This window comes from Nocardioides sp. AN3 (assembly GCF_054653495.1).
The window spans coordinates 13,852-31,637 of sequence record NZ_BAAIGC010000025.1 but is presented as its reverse complement, the minus strand read 5'-3'; the positions used below and the strand labels follow the sequence as shown (position 1 = coordinate 31,637).

Sequence of the window (17,786 nt, the reverse complement as noted above, 5' to 3'; positions counted from 1 at the left end):
GCAGGTCGTGTGACGCGCGCAACAGTATGGCGCGAATCGCCATGATTATCCAGTCGGATAACCAGCGCGTCACCGATCGGTTTCCAGCGTGTGACGACCACCCCGTCGAGGGCCCTCGTGAGGTGATCGGCTAATAGGCGGCCACGAGCTCGGTGTCCACACCGAGGTCACCGATCTTCGCGGCGCCGCCGGGGTCGCCGACGGGCTCGTCGCGGCCGGGGAGCGGCTCGTCGAAGAAGCGCCGCGAGTCGGTCATGTACGCACCGAGATCGGGGTCTTTGCGCGCCTTCCGGTCCACGAAGATGGCGTCCACGGGGCACTCCACCTCGCACGCTCCGCAGTCGATGCACTCGTTGCTGTTGATGTAGCTCTTGCGGTCGCCGACGTAGATGCAGTCGACCGGACAGACCTCGATGCATGAACGGTCGATCTCGTCGATGCAGTTCGCGCCGATCACATAGCTCATGGTTGCTCCTCGAAGAGATGGCGGTGGGTGCGCTCAGGCGCCTTCGGTCGAGTGACCGGGGAAGAGGGTCAGATCGGGGTCGAGGTCGACGGCGACGTGGTTCATCGCGATCGCGACCTCGCCGAAGCCGACGGACATCAGCTTCACCTTGCCCTCGTAGTCGGTGAGGTCGCCGGCGGCGAAGACCCGGGGCAGGTTGGTGCGGCCGGCGCGATCCACCGCGACGGAGCGACCTCGCAGCTCCAGTCCCCAGTCGCGCAGGGGGCCGAGGTCGCTGATGAACCCGAGGGCTGCGATGACATGGTCGGCCGCCACGACGTGCTCGGCACCGTCCTTGGCGCGGATCGTCACCTTCGCCAGGGCACCGGCCTCGAGGTCTCCGTCGAAGGCCACGACCTCGCTGTCGGTGTGGATGATCGTGCTGCTCTGCTGGACGCGGGCGAGCGTGGCGGCGTGGCCACGGAAGGCGGCACGTCGGTGCACCAGCGTCACCGAGCGAGCGAGCCCTGCGAGGGCGTCCGCCCAGTCGAGGGCGCTGTCGCCGCCACCGACGATCACCACGTCCTGGTCGGCGTGAGCCGTGGGGTCGAGCACGAAGTACGACAGGCCGCGGCCCAGCCACTCCGAGCCGCACTCGAGCGGCCGAGGAGTCGGGGTGCCGATGCCCGCGGTGATGACCACGGCCCGAGCGTTGACCACCGTCCCGTCGTCCAGTGTGACGACGGGCTCGCCGTCGACATGACGCATCTCCACGGCCTGGCGGCCGAGGAGGTACGTCGGTGCGTAGGCGTCCGCCTGCACGACCAGGTTCGCGACGAAGTCACGCCCTCGGATCGAGGGCAGTGCGGCGACGTCGTGGATCTGCTTCTCCGGGTAGAGCGCCATGACCTGGCCGCCGGGTTGGGGGAGTACGTCGACGACGACGGTGCTCAGTCCGCGGAAGCCCGCATAGTAGGCGCCGTAGAGGCCTGTCGGACCGGCGCCGATGATGAGCACATCGGTCGAGAGTGATGACGGCTCGGTGGTCACGAGTCCTCCTGGAGTGTTCGGTGGGGCTGGTCGGAGGACTGTAGGAGCAGCGCCTTGCGAGGGCGCTGCCTGGTGGACCGCTGAGCGAACTGCCGGGCTCGAAGGGCCGCGATCCGGCCGGTTTCAGGCGCCCAGTTCGCTGGGCGAACCACGGTGGTTGTCGCCACCTGTCGCCGGTGATGTCCTGTCGCCTCCGAACGACTGGAGCAGGAAATGACTGAGACCCTCGAACCCAGGGCAGCCGTGGCGCCCGCTGCCAAGAAGACCGCGCCGTCCAAGCCCCTCCCGGGCCGACAGGACTGGTCGAGCTGGCCTCATTACCAGGCCGCTTCCGCCGGTCTCCGCGGCTACTGGTATCCGGTGACGTTCTCCTCCCACGTCGGGAACCGGCCCGTCCGGGTCAAGCTGCTCGGCGAGGACATCGTCATCGTCCGCGACAAGGGCACGGTCTACGGCCTGGCCAACCGCTGCCCCCACCGGGGTGTCCCGCTCAGCGAGGGCAACAAGCAGTTCCCGGGCACGATCTCGTGCGTCTACCACGGCTGGACGTTCGACCTGAAGAACGGCGAGCTGAAGGCGGCCATCACCGACGGGCCGCAGTCGCCGATCTGCGGCAAGGTGACACAGCCGACGTACCACGTGGAGGAGCGGCTCGGCCTGGTGTGGATCTTCGTCGGTGACGGCGAGGAGCCGCACCCGATCGACGAGCAGTTGCCGGAGGAGCTCGTCGACAACCCGGCCGTCCTCGGCATGCGGATCCAGGAGCGGGAGGGCAACTGGCGCTTCGCCTGCGAGAACGGCTACGACGAGGGCCACGCCAAGTACCTCCACCGCACCGCGCTGTGGAGGCTCTTCAAGGCGATGCCGGTCTGGAACACCACCAAGATCGTCAAGCGGGGCCGGTGGATCTACCGCGTCCAGGAGGAGCAGTTCTGGGAGGCCGACTTCCCCGGCCTGGGCACATGGAGCGGTCTGGCCTGGTACAAGAGGAAGCCGGCCGGCAAGGTCTCCAACATCGGCAACACCGGCTCTGCCAAGGAGCCCAACCCGGTGATCGCCGCGCAGCAGTTCCCCGGCTTCGCGTCAGTGAGCATGCCCGGCGTCCTACGGATCGCCTACCCGACGTTCATCCACTACGAGTTCTACGTCCCGGTCGACGCGGACAACCATCTGTACGTCGGCGTCATGGCCGACTTCCACAAGGGCGTCAAGACGATTCCCTTCTACTTCAAGTACCTGGGTGCCGTGCGCTGGCTCTTCCACGGTCAGTTCTCCGGGCAGGACAAGTGGATGGTCGAGGTCACCGACGCGCCGCCGGAGAAGCTCTATCGCCCCGACGACTCGCTGCTGCAGTGGCGCAAGCTCGCCGAGGACACCACCGAGGACCGCATCGACGCCCTTGCCGAGAAGGGCATCGTCGTCCCCGAACCGAGCGCCTGAGAGAGGACCCTCATGTCATCGATCGTCCTCGGAGTGGGCGCCTCCCACTCCACCCTGATGAACACCCATTGGGACAAGGTGGTGCACATCGAGCGCGCCGAGGCGTTCCGCGACGGGCTGCACGCAGCCCGCGACCGGATCGCCGAGGCCCGGCCCGACGTGGTGGTGGTGGTGGGCTCCAACCACTTCCGTGGCTTCTGGCTGGACCTGATCCCGGCGTTCACGCTCGGCGTGGGCGAGGTGATCGCGGCCGGTGACGGCGGCACGCCGAAGGGCCCGCAGCGTACCGATCCGGACTTCGCCCGGGCACTCGCTCGCGAGCTGGTCGACGCCGGCACCGAGGTCGCGATCTCGGCACGCCTGACCATCGACCACGGGCAGGCGCACGCGATCCAGTACCTGCTCGACGGCATCGACGTCCCCGTCGTGCCGCTCGTGGTCAACGTCTTCGCGCCGCCCCTGCCGACGATGCCACGCGTGGCTGAGCTCGGCGCCAACCTCGCCGCCGCCGTCGAGCGGATCGGCGGCGACAGGCGGGTCGTCGTCGTGGCCTCCGGCGGGCTCTCCCACCAGCTGCCCTGGCCCAGCGACTGGACCGACCCGGACGGCGCCGACGAGGAGTTCCTCGTCGAGGCCTGGCTCAACGGCCGAGGTGAGTGGGAGAAGTACGACAAGCGCCGCCGCGAGATCATCGTCGGAGCCCAGCCGACGATCTTCACCGACTTCGACGAGCGCTTCCTCGCCGACCTCGAGAAGGGCGAGGTTTTCGGCTACACCGAGCTGACCACCCAGAAGATCCTCGAGGTGGCCGGCAACGGCGGCCAGGAGCTGCGCACCTGGATGGTGATGATCGCCGCTCTCGGGTTCGCCCCGGGCAAGGCGCTCGCGTACTCGCCCATGCCCGAGTGGCTCACCGGGATGGGCGTCGCCGTCATCGAGCCGGACGCGTCGTGAGATCGGCGCGACCACCGCACGGACCTCGCACTCTGACAGGAGCACCCTCATGACCACCGCACAGCTCACCTCACCGGCCGCCGGTCCCGCGCCGGAGAGCCGGTTCGCCAAGGCGGACGGCGTCGAGTACCACTACTACGAGATGGGTATCGGGTCCGGGCCCGACACGGTCTTCCTGCACGGCGGCGGCCCCGGCTGCACCGCGTGGAGCGACTTCGGACCCGTGGCGCCGTACTTCGCCCGGGACCGGCACCTCTACCTCGTCGACCTTCTCCAGTACGGCAAGTCTGAGAAGTGCCGGATCACCGGCCCGATGTGGGACTTCCATGCGGCCAAGATGGTCGCCCTCCTCGACGAGCTCGGCATCGAGAAGGCCGACTTCATCTGCAACTCCTGGGGCGGTCACATCGCCCTCATGGTGGCGGCGAAGTATCCCGACCGCGTTCGGTCGTCAGTCATCACCGGAAGCATGCCGGTCTTCTACGGACCGCTCGCGCCCCTCCCGGAGAACGGCCACCGCGGCCGGACGGCGCGCGACGCCTACTACGGGGGCGAGGGCCCCACCCGCGAGAAGATGCGCACCCTCATCACCAAGCTGGAGTGGTACGACGCCGCCCGGCTCCCTGAGGAGACGCTGGACCTGCGCTACCAGCAGAGCCTCGAGAAGGACGAGCGTGAGCTCGCCGCGATGTCGGACTCGCCACGCGGGGACTGGCAGGACATGACGGCCGAGCTCGGGCTCATCGAAGCCCCCACGCTGTTCATGTGGGGTCGTGAGGACGCCTTCCTCACCCCCGACTACCCGATGATGCTCGCCCGCATGGTCAAGCGCGGCAACCTGCACGTGATGGACCACGTCTCCCACCACCTGCAGGAGGAGCGCCCCGGCGCCTACCACGCCGTCGTCGACGGCTTCCTCAAGGCGATCGACCACCGCTGACCTCGGTCCACACCCGTCAAGGAACCACTCATGAAGATCCTCACCCTGCTCGTCGCGCTCGTCGTCGCGTTCCTCGGCCTGCGCCACGTCAGCAACCGCATCGCCACGCACAAGCAGGCCCTGCCGGGCATCGCCCATCGGTTCAACACCCAGGTCCACCGCATCAACCAGGGCTGAGCGCCCGCGCAGTCCCACCAGCCCCTCACAGCAAGGAACACCTGATGAGCAACGACCTGACCCGGACGATCTGGACCGAGCTGAGTGGTCTCGACTTCACGGTCACCACGGTCGACGCGGGCGGAGTGCCGACCCGGTCACTCCAGGCTGGCGACGGTCCCGAGACCGTCGTCTTCCTGCACGGCACCAGCGGCCACCTCGAGGCGTTCATGCGCAACATCCGTGCGCACGCCGAGAAGTACACCGTGCACGCGATCGACATGCTCGGCCACGGCTACACGGGGAAGCCCGACTACCCCTACGAGATCGGGCGCTACCGCGACCACCTGCTCGCCTACTTCGACGCGACCGGCATCGACAAGGCCCACATCGGTGGGGAATCACTGGGTGGCTGGGTCGGTGCCCGAGCCGCGATCGACAACGCCGACCGGATCGCCTCCCTGCAGCTGCTCTGTGCGGGGGGCACCGTGGCCAACCCCGACGTGATGGAGCGCATCCGCACCAGCACCCGCAAGGCCGTCGAGACCGACGACGTCGAGCTGACCCGCCAGCGGCTGCGGCTGCTCATGCACGACCCGGCCGACGCCACCGAGGAGCTGGTCACCGCGCGCCACGAGATCTACCACCAGCCGGACTTCGTGGCCAACATCGACAACCTGCTGAGCCTGCAGAACATGGAGACCCGGCTGCGCAACATCCTCAACCCCGAGGACCTGGCGAGGATCACCGTGCCGACCCTCATCGTGTGGGGCCGCAACAATCCGTTCGGGGACACGCCCGAGGCCAGCGCGATGCACGCCAACATCCCCGGCTCGGAGCTCGTGCTGTTCGAGGAGTGCGGCCACTGGCCGCAGCACGAGCACGCCGCGGCGTACAACGAGCTCAGCCTCGGCTTCCTCGCGAAGCACCCGGCCTCATGACCGGCGAGGTCGCGGGCACCATGCGCGCCGTCCGCATCCACGCCTGGGGTGAGGCCCCCAGGGTGGACGCGCTCCCGGTCCCCGAGCCTCAGGCGGGGGAGACTCTGGTCAAGGTGGAGGCCGCCGCGCTGGCGCACTTCGACCTGACGGTCGCCAGCGGGAGCTTCGGGATCAAGCCCGACCTGCCGTACGTCGGCGGCGTCGAGGGCTGCGGCGTGGTCGTCTCCTCCGACGTCCTGGCACCCGGCACCCGCGTCGTCCTGCGCGGCGGCGGCCTCGGCTTCGCCCGCCCGGGCACCTGGGCCGACTACGTCACGGCCAAGACGAAGACCCTCACGCCGCTTCCGCAAGGGCTCTCGCCGGAGCTCGGCGCGACCTTCTGGGTGCCGACAACGACCGCGCACACCGCCCTGCATGCGATCGGCCGGCTCGGGGCCTGGGACGTCGAGGGAGTCGCGGCCGCCGCCGACGAGGTCGTCGTGGTCGGTGGCGGCGCCGGCGCCGTGGGGTCGATGGTCGTCCAGCTCGCCCTGCGGGCCGGGGCTCGGGTCATCGCCTTGGTGACCGCCCCGGAGCAGGCCGAGCTCGTCGCCGCGGGAGCGGAGGTGGTCGCGCCGACCGACACCGAAAGGCTTGCCGAGCTGGCCGACACACGGCCCGCGAGCCTCTTCGTGGACACCCTCGGCGGTCCACAGCTGACCGCACGGGCCCGCTGGGTGCGTCCGGGTGGCCGGGCCGTCCTGATCGGCTACGTCACCGGCACCGACGTCAGGCTCGACCTCGCCAACTGGCTGCTCGACGATGTCGCCCTCCTGCCGGTCAACATGGTGCGCCGCGAAGCCGAGGGCTTGGCGCTCGCACCTGAGCTGGCCGAGCTGATGGTGCGTGGCGAGCTGAGTCTCGGCGTCGAGTCGTTCGCGCTCGAGGACGCCGGGCACGCCCTCGAACTGCTCGCCCAGGGCAAGCTGCGGGGCCGGGCCGTCGTGACCCCGGGCATCCGCTGACGACGGGACCCGACTGTGATGGGACACGAAGAGGTGGAGCGGGATGTCGCCGCGGTGATGGCCCACGTGAGTCGGCAGCGCCTGCTGGACCTGGTCTGTGGCGCGGTCGGCATCGCGAGCCCGACCGGAGCGGAGGCACCGCTCGCCCAGTGGATCGCAGACCGACTCGCCGCCCACGGCGTGCGCAGCGAGGTGCAGCACCTCGACGAGCGACAGGCCAACGCCGTCGGCGTGGTGCCCGGCGGAGACGGTCCCTCGGTCCTGCTCTACGCGCCCCTCGACACCTTCACCACCGGTGACGCCGCCATCGACGTCCCCGGCGCCAGCCCGGAGCTGCGACCCGACATGCGTGCCGAGCCCGTCGTCACCGGTGACCTCGTGGAGGGCTTGGGCGCCGGGAACCCCAAGGGTCACGCGGCTGTCGTGCTGGCGGTCGCCGAAGCGCTGGCGGCCTCAGGCGTCCGGCCGCCCGGCGACGTGGTGGTCGGGCTCGGGGCGGGCGGCATGCCGTCGTTCGCGATCGAGGGTGTCGGCACGCCGGGCCGGGCGAACACCGGGCACGGCGTCGGGGCTGGCTTCCTCCTGGAGCGCGGCTGGACGACCGACTACGCGGTCATCGCCAAGCCAGGGTGGTCGGTCTTCCACGAGGAGGTGGGGCTGGTCTGGGCCGACATCCACGTGCCGGGCATCCACACCTACGTCGGCAGCCGCCACCGGCTGCCCTACCGCAACGCCGTGAGCCTGGCCGGCGAGGTCGCGATCCGGCTCGAGCAGTGGCTGGCGACGTACGCCGACAGGCACGAGCACCACACGATGAAGCCTCAGGGCGTCGTCTCCTCGATCCGCGGCGGGCTCGACCACCTCGCCGCCTCCACTCCGGCCGAGGTCACCCTCCGCCTCGATCTCCGCATCACCACGACCCAGACGCCTCCGCAGGTGATCCGGGAGCTGCGCGAACAGGTGCGCGTCATCGGCGGTGAGCTCGACGCTGAGCTGCGGGTGCAGCAGATCGCCGCGATCCCGGCGACCTTCACCTCGCCGGACAGCCCGATCGTACGGTCGACGGTCGCCGCCTTCGAGACCGTCTCCGGCGCGCCACTCCAGATGATCCTCGAGAACAGCGGGGCCACCGACGCCAACGTGCTCCGGATGCGCGGCGTCCCCACCGCACGGGTCGGCATGCCGAAGGTCCCCGCCGGCCCTGACGGCGTCCCGGTGGACTTCACTCGGGGGATGAACCTGGCGGACCTGGGCGCGATGCGACGGCTCGCCGAGATCCTGGTGCGCAGCGTGCTGACATTGCCGGCCCACCTGACCGGGCCCGACGCATCATGACTCACCGGCCGGTGAAGGACGGCGGCCTCTTCGCCAGGAAGGCCGAGATACCCTCCGTCGCGTCGGCCAGCCCGAGGTTGCGCAGGACATACTCCTCCTCGATCGCCATCGCCTCGTCGATCGGCAGGGCCTGACCAGCATCGATCACCTGCTTGACCAAGCCGATCGTCGCCGTCGGCAGCGCCGCCAGCCGGGTCGCCTCACGAGCGACCACCTCCTCGAAGTCGTCGCCTGCCACCAGGTCGACGAGCCCCTCCTCGAGGGCCTCCTCGGCGCTGAGGCGGGTGGCGTCCATGATCAGTCGCTTCGCCCGGTGCGCGCCGATGAGCCTCGGCAGGCGTTGGGAGCCGCCAGCACCCGGGAAGATGCCCAGGCCCGTCTCCGGGAAGCCGAAGGTCGCGCCTCGGCGCAGGATGCGCAGGTCGCAGGCGAGGGAGAGCTCGGCACCGCCTCCCAGAGCATGCCCGTTCATGGCGGCAACGACGGGCTTGGGGGCCAGCTCGAGCAGTCGCTGGACGACCACCCAGCGCCGCATCGCGCGGTAGGTGTCGGGATCGAGCCGGCGCATCACCTTCAGGTCGGCGCCGCCGACGAAGACCCGGTCCTTGCCCCGCAGCACGACGCAGCGCACGTCCGGGTCGTCGAGAATGCTCGGGAGTCCGTCGACGAGGCACTCGATGAGCTCAGGGTCGACGATGTTGACCGGGCCGTGGTCGAGGATGACGGTGGCGACAGGGCCCTCACGCTCGATCCTGAATCCCAGGTGCTCCGTCGTCTGTTGGGGGATCGTCTGGGTCATTCGAGTGCTCCTTCTCGATGCAGGTCGGTGAGCTCGGCGGCAGAGAGCCCGAGCAGTCGCGCCAGCAGCTCGTCGGTGTGCTGCCCGAGCAATGGCGCGGGCGTGCGGAGGTCGCCCGGAGTCTCGGCGAGATGCTCGACCAGGCCCTCATGGAGGACGTCACCCGCAAGTGGGTGCGGCAGCAGCCGGTAGAAGCTCCGGGCGCCGAGCTGGGCGTCGGCCTCGACGAGGTCGCGACCGTCCCGGACCGGGTACGCCGCCACGCCGGCAGCCTGGAGCGCCTCGGCCAGGGCGTCGGCCTCGTGCCCGAGCGCGATCTCGGCGAGCGCCTTGTCGAGCTCGTCCTCGGCGGCGTCGGAGAGTGCCGGCAGCGCGATGCGCAGCGTCGCGGACTCCACGGCTCCGACGGCGAGCCATCGGTCCTCGCCGGAGGTCCGGACGACTCGTGGAGGAAGCAGGCAGCGGCCGGCGGTCTCGCCCGTCTGAGTCTCGAGCAGGGCCGCGCCGAGGCTGCTCGCCATCGCCTCCAGTTGGGACAGGTCGACATGCCCGCCACGGCCGGCGTACAGCAGCTCCAGGGTCGCGAGGACGGCGGCGTTCGCAGCGACCATGTCGCCGAGCCCGAAGGTGAGGCCCTGAGGCGCCGGCCGCCCGAGCCCGGTCTCGAAGGTCAGTCCGGACATCGCGGCGAGCGTGTCGGCGAACGTCACGGCGTTGCGCCACGGGCCGTCCTGGCCGACGCCCGCCATCGAGACGAGCACGACGTCCGGGTTGAGCTCGCGCAGCTGCTCGTAGGCGAGGCCCCACTTCGTGAGCACGCCCGGACTGAAGTTCTCGACCACCACGTCGACGTGGGGGACGAGCCGGCGCAACAGGTCCTGCCCCTGGGCCGTGCGGAGGTTGAGCGCCAGGCTCTGCTTGTTGCGGTTGAAGTTGAGGAAGTAGCCGCTGTCGTCGAAGGTCGCACCGGGACGCAGCCGCATCCCGGGCGCGAACCGGGTCGGATCCTTGCGGTGCTGCGACTCGACCTTGATGATCTCCGCGCCGTGCTCGCCGAGGATCTTCGTCGCGTAGGGCCCGGCCAGGACCCACGTCAGGTCGAGGACTCGGATGCCGGCGAGTGCACCGGGTCCCCGGACGGAACGGGCGGGACGGGCGGGCCGGCCGGCGGGCAACGCGGGCGGGGCCGCCGGGACCGCCGGAGCAGCGGGGGCACCTGACGACTCCACCTCGTGCCAACAGACGTCGGCCGGCACGTCGGCGGGTGAGGCCAGCCGGACCGGTCGGGGCAGCGCCGGGGAGGCGAAGGGGAACCCGACGTCGGTGAGCACGCAGCCGTTGTCCTCCACCTCCGCCAGGAAGCCCCGGTGACGAAGCTGGGGGTTGTCCAGCAGCCGGCTGGGGGAGGCGACCTCCGCCCAGGGCAGCGCGCGCCGGCGTGCCTCCTCTGCGAACGCCGCAGCGGGGCGGTCGGCCACGAATGCGGCGACCACGCCGTCGACGTGGGGGCGACCCTGCCACCGCACGTCGGGGTCCTGCCACCGTGGTTCGGCCAAGTCGGCGGCTGCGCCCTCCTCGAGCATCCACGCCAAGAGGTCATCCCACATCCGCGGGCTGCCGGAGTAGCCCCCGCCAAGGTGGCCGTCGGCAGCGGCGAAGACGCGGTGCGCGACGTGACCGTACACGCCGGAGGTGCGGCCCGGGACAGTGCCGCCGTGGATCCACGAGATAGCACCTGTCTCGAGGGTGGCGGCCACCGCCTCCTGGGCCGAGACCTCGACCAGCTGCCCTCGACCGGTGCGCCGGCGCGCGACCAGTGCGAGCAGGGCGCCGATGGCGGCATGGACTCCCGCGAGCTGGGTCGCCTGCTCGCGCGGCGGCGGCTCGGGGCTTTCGCCGGGGTCGCCGCCGAGCCAGGCCATCCCGCCGGCTGCGGTGAGGACGAGGTCGTCCGCGAGCCATTCCCGCCGAGGGCCGGTGAGACCGAACGGCGTCGTCACGACATGGGCTGTCCGGGTCCACGCACCCGGGCGCTGCTCCCGCATCGCCAGCGTGCGCAGGGCACGCAGCGATCCGGACTCCAGCACGACGTCAGCGTCGGGCACCAGCCGTTGGACGACCTTCTCGATGTCGTGCGAGGCGACCGTGACCACGCGCTTGCCGGCGTGCCAGTGCAGCCGCTCGGCTTTGCTGAGCACCGGTGTATCCGTGCACTCCACACGAATGACGTCGGCGCCGAGGCCGACGAGAAGGCGAGCGGCCTGGAAGGTCAGCGCGTCGCAGAGGTCGATGACGCGTAACGGCGATGGGGTCACATGTGCTCCACGTTTGAGAGGGACTGCTCGCCGTCCCAGGCGGTTTCGGGCACCCCGCGGTCACGAAGCGAGGACCGCAGCACCTTGAGGCTGGCGTTGCGGGGGATGGCCTGTTCGATGCTGATGAAGCGGGGAACCGCATGCCGGGGAAGACGGGCGGTGCAGTGTCGGCGCACGGCCTCGGGAGTCAGCACGACGCCGGGCGTCGGGACCACGACCAGCAGGATGTCGTCCTCCGTGAGCTCGGACGGTACGCCGACCGCGGCGGCCGCGGCGACGGCCGGCAGCGACAGCGCCGCCTCCTCGATCCGGTCCGGCGCGATGTTGAGGCCGCGGCGTCGGATCACGTCGGCCGACCGGCCGACGAAGGTCAGCCAGCCGTCGTCGAGTCGCACCCGATCGCCGGTCCGGAACCAACCGTCGTCCCACGCGGCCTCGGTCGCCTGGGGGTCGCCGACGTACTCGCTGAAGGTGATGCCGGACCGGCGGGGCCGAACCAGCAGCGCGCCCTCCTCGCCGTCCGACGCATCCGATCCGTCCGCGCTCACGAGACGGATGTCGTAGTCGGCGGTCGGACGACCAGCGGCACCTGCCCGCACCTCGTCGCCCGTCAACGACACATCGGCGAGCTCGGTGCAGGCATAGGCCTGGCGGAGCTCGACGCCGAACCGCTCGGCCATGGCCTCCACCATCCATGCTGGTGCGGGGCCGCCGTAGGCCCGCGTCACCGCGTGGTCCCGGTCGGCGGCGTCCGATGGCCGACGCAGGAGGATCGCGCAGAGGGCGCCCATGAAGTTGAAGGCGGTCACTCCCTCGCCCCGCGTGGTCTCCCAGAACGTCGAGGCGGAGAACCGGGGGGCGATCACCTGGCGGGCGCCCGCAAGCACGGCAGGCAGGAACGATGCATGGCGGGCGTTGATGTGCTGCCACGAGAAGACGCTCAGCAACGCATCCGCGGCGTCGTACCCCATGGCGGCTCGGACCCGCTGGGCCTGTGCGATCCCCGCGCCGTTCGGCAACAACGCGCCCTTGGCCCGTCCGGTGGTCCCGGAGGTGACCATGACGGCGGCAGGTGAGAGCAGGTCCGGCACGTGGTGAGGCAGCGGATGAGGGTGGGCCCTCAGGTCGTCGAGGCTCGGGGTCTCTGCGGTCCCCGAGTCGGTGAGCACCAGCGGGGTGACGGCGTGGTCGCCGAGCACCGTCAGGAACGGCTCGCCGGCGGCGCGGGTCGGCGATGCGACGGTCACCCGGCACCGCGACGCCGTGGCGAGCCGACGCGCGGTAGCCTCGTCGATCCCGTCGGGGAGGGCGAGCTCGACCGCGCCGAGCCAGGAGAGCGCGGTCGTCAGTGCGATCGCCTCGGGTCCTCGTGTGGTCGCCGTCGCGACGGAGTCGCGGGACCCGACCAGGGCGGCGAGACCTCGGGCGAGCTCCACGGACCGGTCCCAGAGTGCTCCGGCGCTCCAGGCAGCACCGCCGGCGAGGCGGACGAGCTCCCCGTCGGGCTCGGTCCCGCTGCGTTGCTCGACGGCCTCCGCGAAGGATCGGGGAGTCGGCGTGGGCATGAGCGCCAGTCAACGCGGTGTGCGGGGGGTTGCGCAGCACCAGGGTTCGCTCACCGAGAACGCCCGGTCGAGGATCGACCGGGCGTTCTCGGCAGGACTCTCAGTCGACGAGCGTGCGGCCCATCCGGTCGTAGTCGGAGCGGCGACGGGACTTCGCATGCATCGCCACACCGATCGCCGTGACGACGGTGACGACGTGCAGCCACGGCAGGGAGTTGATGACCTTCGACGACGTCCCGGTGATCGCGTCGTAGTTGACCAGCGCCATGATCGTCGCGGTGCCCAGGCCCAGGGTGGCGAGGACCGGCGCGACCGTGTGCACCCAACCGAACTGCCGGCGCCGCCAGAAGAAGACGACGACGGCTGCCGACGTGAGGGTGACGAGGCCGAGCAGGCCGACGGCGCCGAAGCCGGTGAGGGCGGAGGTGAGGGTGGTCAAGGGATCGAGGCCCGCGATGGCGAACGCGACCACGACCACGAGCATGAGCGCCGAGCTGGCGATGCCGGCGTTGATGGGGGACGCGAAGCGCGGGTGCACGGCCGCGAGTCGGCTCGGCATGAAGCGGTCCCGGGCGAGCGCGAAGAAGTAGCGCGAAGCGGCGTTGTGGAAGGCGAGGACGCCAGCGAAGCAGCTGGTGACGATGAGGATCTCGAGGATGTCGGTCCAGAGCGAGCCGACGTACTGGTCGCTGAGGCTGTAGGCGAAGTTGCCGGGGTCCGCCAAGGCCTTGGCGGGCGCCGCCGAGCCACCGGCCCCGGCGATCATCGCCCACGAGGTGAGCACGAAGAAGAGGCAGACCGAGGCGATGGCGGCGTACGTCGCACGGGGGACCGTCGTCTCCGGGTCACGCGCCTCCTCGGCGTAGATCGCGGTGCCCTCGAAGCCCTGGAAGCACGAGAACGCGAAGATCACCCCGACGCCGATGACACCGGGGACGAAGATCTGCGAGGGGCTGAACGACTCGAGCGGGAAGGCGCTGAAGCCCGCTTGGAAGAGGATCGCGACGTCGAGGACGAGCACGACCGTCCCCTCCAGGATGAGGGCGGTCGCCAGCACGCCGGCGGCGAGCGTGATGCGGAAGTAGCCCAGGACGAAGCAGACGGCCAGTCCGATGATCGTGAACACCCACCACGCGATGTGGACGCCGAAGAACTGCTCGACGGTGGTGCTGGCGAAGAAGCCCATCGCTCCGGCGGTCGCGCAGCCGATCGACAGGTAGGCGCTCAGGGCGACATAGGCGGCCGCCAGGCCGGGTGGGCGGCCGAGGCCGTTGGCGATGTAGGCGAAGAAGGCACCTGCGTTGCGGACGTAGGGGACCATCCGGGTGAAGCCCACGGCGAAGAGGGTGAGGACCGCGCCGACGACCACGAACATGCCCGGGGTTCCCACTCCGACACCGAGCGCGATCGCGAGGGGAAGGATGGCGACGGCGCCACCGGCAGGCGCGACGGCGGCCATCACCATGAAGACGATGTGAGCCGGACCGAGGGTGCCGCGCGCAAGGCCAGGCTGGACACCAACGGTGTCGACAGTATCGCCGACAGCCGTCTCCTCGGTCGTGATGAGGAGCCGGGCCTGCTCGGAGGCCAGGGGTGTTTCTTCGGTGTTTGACACGGTGTTCTCCTTCGGGACTGACATCGGAGTCCGGTGTGCGTGACTACGCATCTCGTGATCAGCGGCGCAAGCAGGACACCGCTGTGAACCTCCCCTCAGTCTCGGCTCGACCGGCCGCGTCATCCGCCCGCTGGTTCGGTGAGCGGTCCGACTTCCGCGCAATTTGCATCGACGGGCCGACGAGCGTCTCGCGGACCGCATGCGCCGGCTGAGGGAGGCGGTTCGGTGACCGGACCGACCGCGTGCGGGGGTCGAGTGACCGTGCCACGTTCGGCCCATCACGCGAACGAAGGAGATGTCTCTATGACCGCCACCCAGCTTCTCATCGGCGACGAGTGGGTCCATGCCTCGACCGGGGCGACGAGCGAGACGATCGACCCGGCCAACGGGGAGACGATCGGGACCTTCGCCGAAGCGAGTGCGGCCGACGTCGACGCCGCCGTGGCTGCTGCCCGGATCGGGTTCGAGTCCGAAGCGTGGCAGTCGCTCACCCCGGACGCACGCGGGCGGATCCTGTGGCGGATCGCGGAGCTGATCGAGACGAACGCCGCCGAACTGGCAGCACTGGAGACCGCCGACCAAGGACAGCCGACGTTCGTCTCCACCACCATCAACATCCCCCTGGCTGCTCAGACGTTCCGGTATTACGCCGGCTGGGCGACCAAGCTCGAGGGCAAGGTGTCGCCGGTCTCCATCCCGGGTCAGCTCACCTACCAGCAGCGACGTCCGCTCGGCGTCGCCGGTCTGATCACGCCGTGGAACTTCCCCTTCGGGATCGCGGCGTGGAAGCTGGCCCCGGCGCTGGCCACCGGCAACGCTGTCGTCCTCAAGCCAGCCGAGCAGACCCCGCTCTCGACGGTCCGCCTCGTCGAGCTGGCCCGCGAGGCCGGCGTGCCCGCGGGTGTGGTCAACCTGCTCACCGGGGGCCCGGAGGTCGGCAAGGCGCTGGTCGCCCATCAGGGCGTCGACAAGATCTCGTTCACGGGCTCGACCGCGGTCGGGCAGGAGATCGTCCGGGCCGCCGCCGACGACCTCAAGAGGGTCGGCCTCGAGCTCGGCGGCAAGGCTCCCAGCATCGTCGCGAGCGACGCCGACATCGACGCTGCCGTGCTGGGCAACCTGCAAGGCGCGCTCTTCAATACCGGCCAGGCCTGCGGCGCGTTCACCCGCCTTCTCGTCCACCGCTCTCGCGTCGACGAGTTCACCGCCAAGATCGCGGCCGCCGCAGACGGGCTCAAGATCGGCCCCGGAACCGACCCCGAGACCTTCATCGGCCCGCTCGTGTCGGCGGAGCACCTCGGTCGCGTGGACGGCTACGTGGCCACCGGACGGACCGAAGGTGCTCAGCTCGTCACCGGCGGGGAGCGCGTCGGCGGCGAGCTCGAGCGCGGCTTCTTCTACCGACCGACGGTGTTCACCGAGGTCACCGACGAGATGACCATCGCGCGCGAGGAGATCTTCGGGCCGGTGATCTCGATCATGCCGTACGACGACATGGACGAGGCGGTCGCGCGCGCCAACAACACCGACTACGGGCTGGCAGCCGTTGTCTGGACCAAGGACCTCCGGATGGCGCACGCGCTGCCGCCGCGGATCAACGCCGGCACCGTGTTCGTCAACCAGCTCCCGCTCATCGACCCGGGTGCGCCCTGGGGTGGGTTCGGCAAGAGCGGCTGGGGCCGGGAGATGGGCTCCTACGCCCTCGACGAGTTCACCGAGACGCAGTCGGTCTTCGTCAACCTGGCCTGAATCGACCCGGCCCATCTCAGGAACTTCCATGACCACCACCGACATTCGCTTCGCCTACGCTGACACACCGCTCGGTCAGCTGCACTACGCCGAGGCCGGCGAAGGGACCCCCGTCCTGCTGTTGCATCAGACCCCGCGCTCGTGGGACGAGTATCGCGAGGTCCTGCCGTTGCTGGCACGCAAGCGCCGTGCGATCGCCATGGACATGTACGGGTTCGGGGTCTCGGCCAAGCCGGTGGCCGGCACGCCGCAGACCATCGAGCACTACGCCCAGGGCGCGCTCGCGCTGGCCGACGCCCTCGGCATCGAGCAGTTCTGCGTCGTCGGGCACCACACCGGCTCCTTCGTCGCCTCGGAGATAGCCGCCGCCGCCCCGGAGCGAGTCCTCGCTGCGGTTCTCTCTTCGAGTGAGTATGCCGATACCGACTTCCGGGCCGCGTCGGCGAAGGCGATGCACGGGGAGGACGCCGAGGCGAGCGCGGCCGGCGACGTCGACGTGGCTCCGGTCCAGGAGGACGGGTCCCACCTGACGGTGCTCTGGGGCAAGCGATATCCGCTCTATCCGTCCGGGCGCCCAGACATCCTGAACCGGTACATCCGAGACGCTCTCGCCCCCCAGGTCGACCCGGCCGAGGGCCACCTGGCCTGTGCGCGCTATGTCATGGAGGATCGGGTCGAGCTCGTCAAGGCGCCGGTGCTCCTGCTGGCGAACACAGCCGACCCGGTGTCCTACCCGCACACCGACCGGGTGGCTGGGGCCTACCCCAACGCCGCGTCGGTCGAGGTCGTCCACATCGACGGGGGAACCGTCGCGGTGATGGAGCAGAAGACCGAGGAGGTCGTCCGGGCTGTCGAGGCCTTCCTGAGCGGGATCGGCCTCTGAGACGACCCGGCCTCAGACGGACAGGTGCTCGGCGGCGTACGTCGCCAGCAGGCGCCGCAAGGCGACCAGGGCCCGTTCGCTGCGGTCGAGGTCGCCCAGGACGGTCTGGTGGAACACCAGCCCGTCGAGCGCCATGTAGACGACCTCGGCCACGTCCGGGTCGTCGAGGCCGTGTCGCGTCAGCTCGCGCCGGACGAGGTCCCGGTAGGAGTCGTCGACCTTCCCCATCAGCGCGCGGAGCTCCGGACGGCGGCGAGCCTCGAGGTTGAGCTCGTACTGGAACGCCTGGAGATCCGGGTTGCGTGTCACCAGCTCGAGCAGGTGCTCGGCGAAGCCGTCGAGACCGGGCTGTGGCGAGGCGAGGACGGCGTCCGACGCGCTGCTCTCGAGGCAGTAGGCGAGCGCCTCCTCGAGCATGGTGGACCAGTCGCCGAAGTGGTAGCGGACCGAGGCGTGGCTGACCCCCGCCTCGGCGGCGACCGTCCGGTAGGTCAGGCCTCGCAGACCTTGGGCTGCGACCACTCGGATCGCTGCGTCGAGCAGTGCCTGGCGGCCGGTCCCGTACGTCACTCGCATGCGTTCCTCGCCACCTCCT

16 protein-coding genes are annotated in these 17,786 nt (G+C 70.3%); 9 read left to right on the top strand and 7 right to left on the bottom strand.

Annotated features, from left to right (window positions below; genetic code table 11):
• Positions 1 to 130: 130 nt before the first annotated feature.
• Together ACYQ1K_RS21380 and ACYQ1K_RS21375 are read right to left on the bottom strand one after the other, a co-directional pair.
• Entirely contained in the window at positions 131 to 466 is a 336-nt protein-coding gene (locus tag ACYQ1K_RS21380; RefSeq protein ID WP_459985313.1) for a ferredoxin family protein, read from the bottom strand.
• 33 nt (positions 467 to 499) lie between these two features.
• A complete protein-coding gene (locus tag ACYQ1K_RS21375; protein ID WP_459985312.1) occupies positions 500 to 1,495 on the bottom strand; it encodes an NAD(P)/FAD-dependent oxidoreductase in 996 nt (331 codons plus the stop codon).
• 213 nt (positions 1,496 to 1,708) lie between these two features.
• Here ACYQ1K_RS21375 and ACYQ1K_RS21370 point away from each other — a divergent pair, with 213 nt between their 5' ends.
• Genes ACYQ1K_RS21370 through ACYQ1K_RS21340 form a run of 7 tightly spaced genes read left to right on the top strand, consistent with a single transcriptional unit; the run spans position 1,709 to position 8,265 of the window.
• Positions 1,709 to 2,935, top strand: coding sequence for an aromatic ring-hydroxylating oxygenase subunit alpha (locus tag ACYQ1K_RS21370; RefSeq protein ID WP_459985311.1), 1,227 nt, complete (start codon positions 1,709 to 1,711; stop codon positions 2,933 to 2,935).
• Positions 2,936 to 2,947: 12 nt separating this feature from the next.
• On the top strand, positions 2,948 to 3,889 hold the full coding sequence (locus tag ACYQ1K_RS21365) for a DODA-type extradiol aromatic ring-opening family dioxygenase (protein WP_459985310.1): 942 nt from the start codon (positions 2,948 to 2,950) through the stop codon (positions 3,887 to 3,889).
• A 49-nt stretch (positions 3,890 to 3,938) separates the two neighbouring features.
• Positions 3,939 to 4,829, top strand: coding sequence for an alpha/beta fold hydrolase (locus ACYQ1K_RS21360; protein WP_459985309.1), 891 nt, complete (start codon positions 3,939 to 3,941; stop codon positions 4,827 to 4,829).
• Between the two features lie 30 nt (positions 4,830 to 4,859).
• Positions 4,860 to 5,006: a hypothetical protein gene (locus ACYQ1K_RS21355; protein ID WP_459985308.1), complete on the top strand. Its 147-nt coding sequence runs from the start codon at positions 4,860 to 4,862 to the stop codon at positions 5,004 to 5,006.
• A gap of 44 nt (positions 5,007 to 5,050) precedes the next feature.
• Positions 5,051 to 5,926: an alpha/beta fold hydrolase gene (locus tag ACYQ1K_RS21350; protein WP_459985306.1), complete on the top strand. Its 876-nt coding sequence runs from the start codon at positions 5,051 to 5,053 to the stop codon at positions 5,924 to 5,926.
• The gene (locus ACYQ1K_RS21345; RefSeq protein WP_459985305.1) at positions 5,923 to 6,930 is read left to right on the top strand and encodes a quinone oxidoreductase family protein; all 1,008 of its coding nucleotides are present in this window, start codon (positions 5,923 to 5,925) and stop codon (positions 6,928 to 6,930) included. The genes ACYQ1K_RS21350 and ACYQ1K_RS21345 overlap by 4 nt, the downstream gene beginning before the upstream one ends.
• 18 nt (positions 6,931 to 6,948) lie before the next feature.
• Positions 6,949 to 8,265 (top strand): hypothetical protein, encoded by a 1,317-nt coding sequence (locus tag ACYQ1K_RS21340; RefSeq protein ID WP_459985303.1) that lies wholly within the window; start codon positions 6,949 to 6,951, stop codon positions 8,263 to 8,265.
• 1 nt (position 8,266) lies between these two features.
• On the opposite strand, the gene ACYQ1K_RS21335 is transcribed toward ACYQ1K_RS21340, so the two are convergent.
• The 4 genes from ACYQ1K_RS21335 to ACYQ1K_RS21320 form a co-directional block, all read right to left on the bottom strand.
• Positions 8,267 to 9,064, bottom strand: a complete 798-nt coding sequence (locus tag ACYQ1K_RS21335) for an enoyl-CoA hydratase/isomerase family protein (RefSeq protein ID WP_459985302.1) — start codon at positions 9,062 to 9,064, stop codon at positions 8,267 to 8,269.
• The gene (locus tag ACYQ1K_RS21330; protein WP_459985301.1) at positions 9,061 to 11,379 is read right to left on the bottom strand and encodes a CaiB/BaiF CoA-transferase family protein; all 2,319 of its coding nucleotides are present in this window, start codon (positions 11,377 to 11,379) and stop codon (positions 9,061 to 9,063) included. Before ACYQ1K_RS21330 ends, ACYQ1K_RS21335 begins: the two co-directional genes overlap by 4 nt.
• A complete protein-coding gene (locus ACYQ1K_RS21325; RefSeq protein WP_459985300.1) occupies positions 11,376 to 12,944 on the bottom strand; it encodes an AMP-binding protein in 1,569 nt (522 codons plus the stop codon). Before ACYQ1K_RS21325 ends, ACYQ1K_RS21330 begins: the two co-directional genes overlap by 4 nt.
• 100 nt (positions 12,945 to 13,044) lie before the next feature.
• A complete protein-coding gene (locus ACYQ1K_RS21320; RefSeq protein ID WP_459985298.1) occupies positions 13,045 to 14,559 on the bottom strand; it encodes an APC family permease in 1,515 nt (504 codons plus the stop codon).
• A 303-nt stretch (positions 14,560 to 14,862) separates the two neighbouring features.
• On the opposite strand from ACYQ1K_RS21320, the gene ACYQ1K_RS21315 reads away from it, so the two are divergent.
• Positions 14,863 to 16,308 (top strand): aldehyde dehydrogenase family protein, encoded by a 1,446-nt coding sequence (locus ACYQ1K_RS21315; protein ID WP_459985296.1) that lies wholly within the window; start codon positions 14,863 to 14,865, stop codon positions 16,306 to 16,308.
• Between the two features lie 28 nt (positions 16,309 to 16,336).
• The gene (locus ACYQ1K_RS21310; RefSeq protein ID WP_459985295.1) at positions 16,337 to 17,191 is read left to right on the top strand and encodes an alpha/beta fold hydrolase; all 855 of its coding nucleotides are present in this window, start codon (positions 16,337 to 16,339) and stop codon (positions 17,189 to 17,191) included.
• Between the two features lie 12 nt (positions 17,192 to 17,203).
• Here ACYQ1K_RS21310 and ACYQ1K_RS21305 read toward each other — a convergent pair whose 3' ends face one another.
• On the bottom strand, positions 17,204 to 17,767 hold the full coding sequence (locus ACYQ1K_RS21305) for a TetR/AcrR family transcriptional regulator (RefSeq protein WP_459985294.1): 564 nt from the start codon (positions 17,765 to 17,767) through the stop codon (positions 17,204 to 17,206).
• Positions 17,768 to 17,786 lie beyond the last annotated feature (19 nt).

What these genes read in the sequence shown, in the direction of transcription:
- ACYQ1K_RS21380 (WP_459985313.1), bottom strand. Translation starts at nt 466, where the DNA reads ATGAGCTATGTGATCGGCGCGAACTGCATCGACGAGATCGACCGTTCA.
- ACYQ1K_RS21370 (WP_459985311.1), top strand. Translation starts at nt 1,709, where the DNA reads ATGACTGAGACCCTCGAACCCAGGGCAGCCGTGGCGCCCGCTGCCAAG.
- ACYQ1K_RS21365 (WP_459985310.1), top strand. Translation starts at nt 2,948, where the DNA reads ATGTCATCGATCGTCCTCGGAGTGGGCGCCTCCCACTCCACCCTGATG.
- ACYQ1K_RS21360 (WP_459985309.1), top strand. Translation starts at nt 3,939, where the DNA reads ATGACCACCGCACAGCTCACCTCACCGGCCGCCGGTCCCGCGCCGGAG.
- ACYQ1K_RS21355 (WP_459985308.1), top strand. Translation starts at nt 4,860, where the DNA reads ATGAAGATCCTCACCCTGCTCGTCGCGCTCGTCGTCGCGTTCCTCGGC.
- ACYQ1K_RS21350 (WP_459985306.1), top strand. Translation starts at nt 5,051, where the DNA reads ATGAGCAACGACCTGACCCGGACGATCTGGACCGAGCTGAGTGGTCTC.
- ACYQ1K_RS21345 (WP_459985305.1), top strand. Translation starts at nt 5,923, where the DNA reads ATGACCGGCGAGGTCGCGGGCACCATGCGCGCCGTCCGCATCCACGCC.
- ACYQ1K_RS21340 (WP_459985303.1), top strand. Translation starts at nt 6,949, where the DNA reads ATGGGACACGAAGAGGTGGAGCGGGATGTCGCCGCGGTGATGGCCCAC.
- ACYQ1K_RS21335 (WP_459985302.1), bottom strand. Translation starts at nt 9,064, where the DNA reads ATGACCCAGACGATCCCCCAACAGACGACGGAGCACCTGGGATTCAGG.
- ACYQ1K_RS21325 (WP_459985300.1), bottom strand. Translation starts at nt 12,944, where the DNA reads ATGCCCACGCCGACTCCCCGATCCTTCGCGGAGGCCGTCGAGCAACGC.
- ACYQ1K_RS21315 (WP_459985296.1), top strand. Translation starts at nt 14,863, where the DNA reads ATGACCGCCACCCAGCTTCTCATCGGCGACGAGTGGGTCCATGCCTCG.
- ACYQ1K_RS21310 (WP_459985295.1), top strand. Translation starts at nt 16,337, where the DNA reads ATGACCACCACCGACATTCGCTTCGCCTACGCTGACACACCGCTCGGT.
- ACYQ1K_RS21305 (WP_459985294.1), bottom strand. Translation starts at nt 17,767, where the DNA reads ATGCGAGTGACGTACGGGACCGGCCGCCAGGCACTGCTCGACGCAGCG.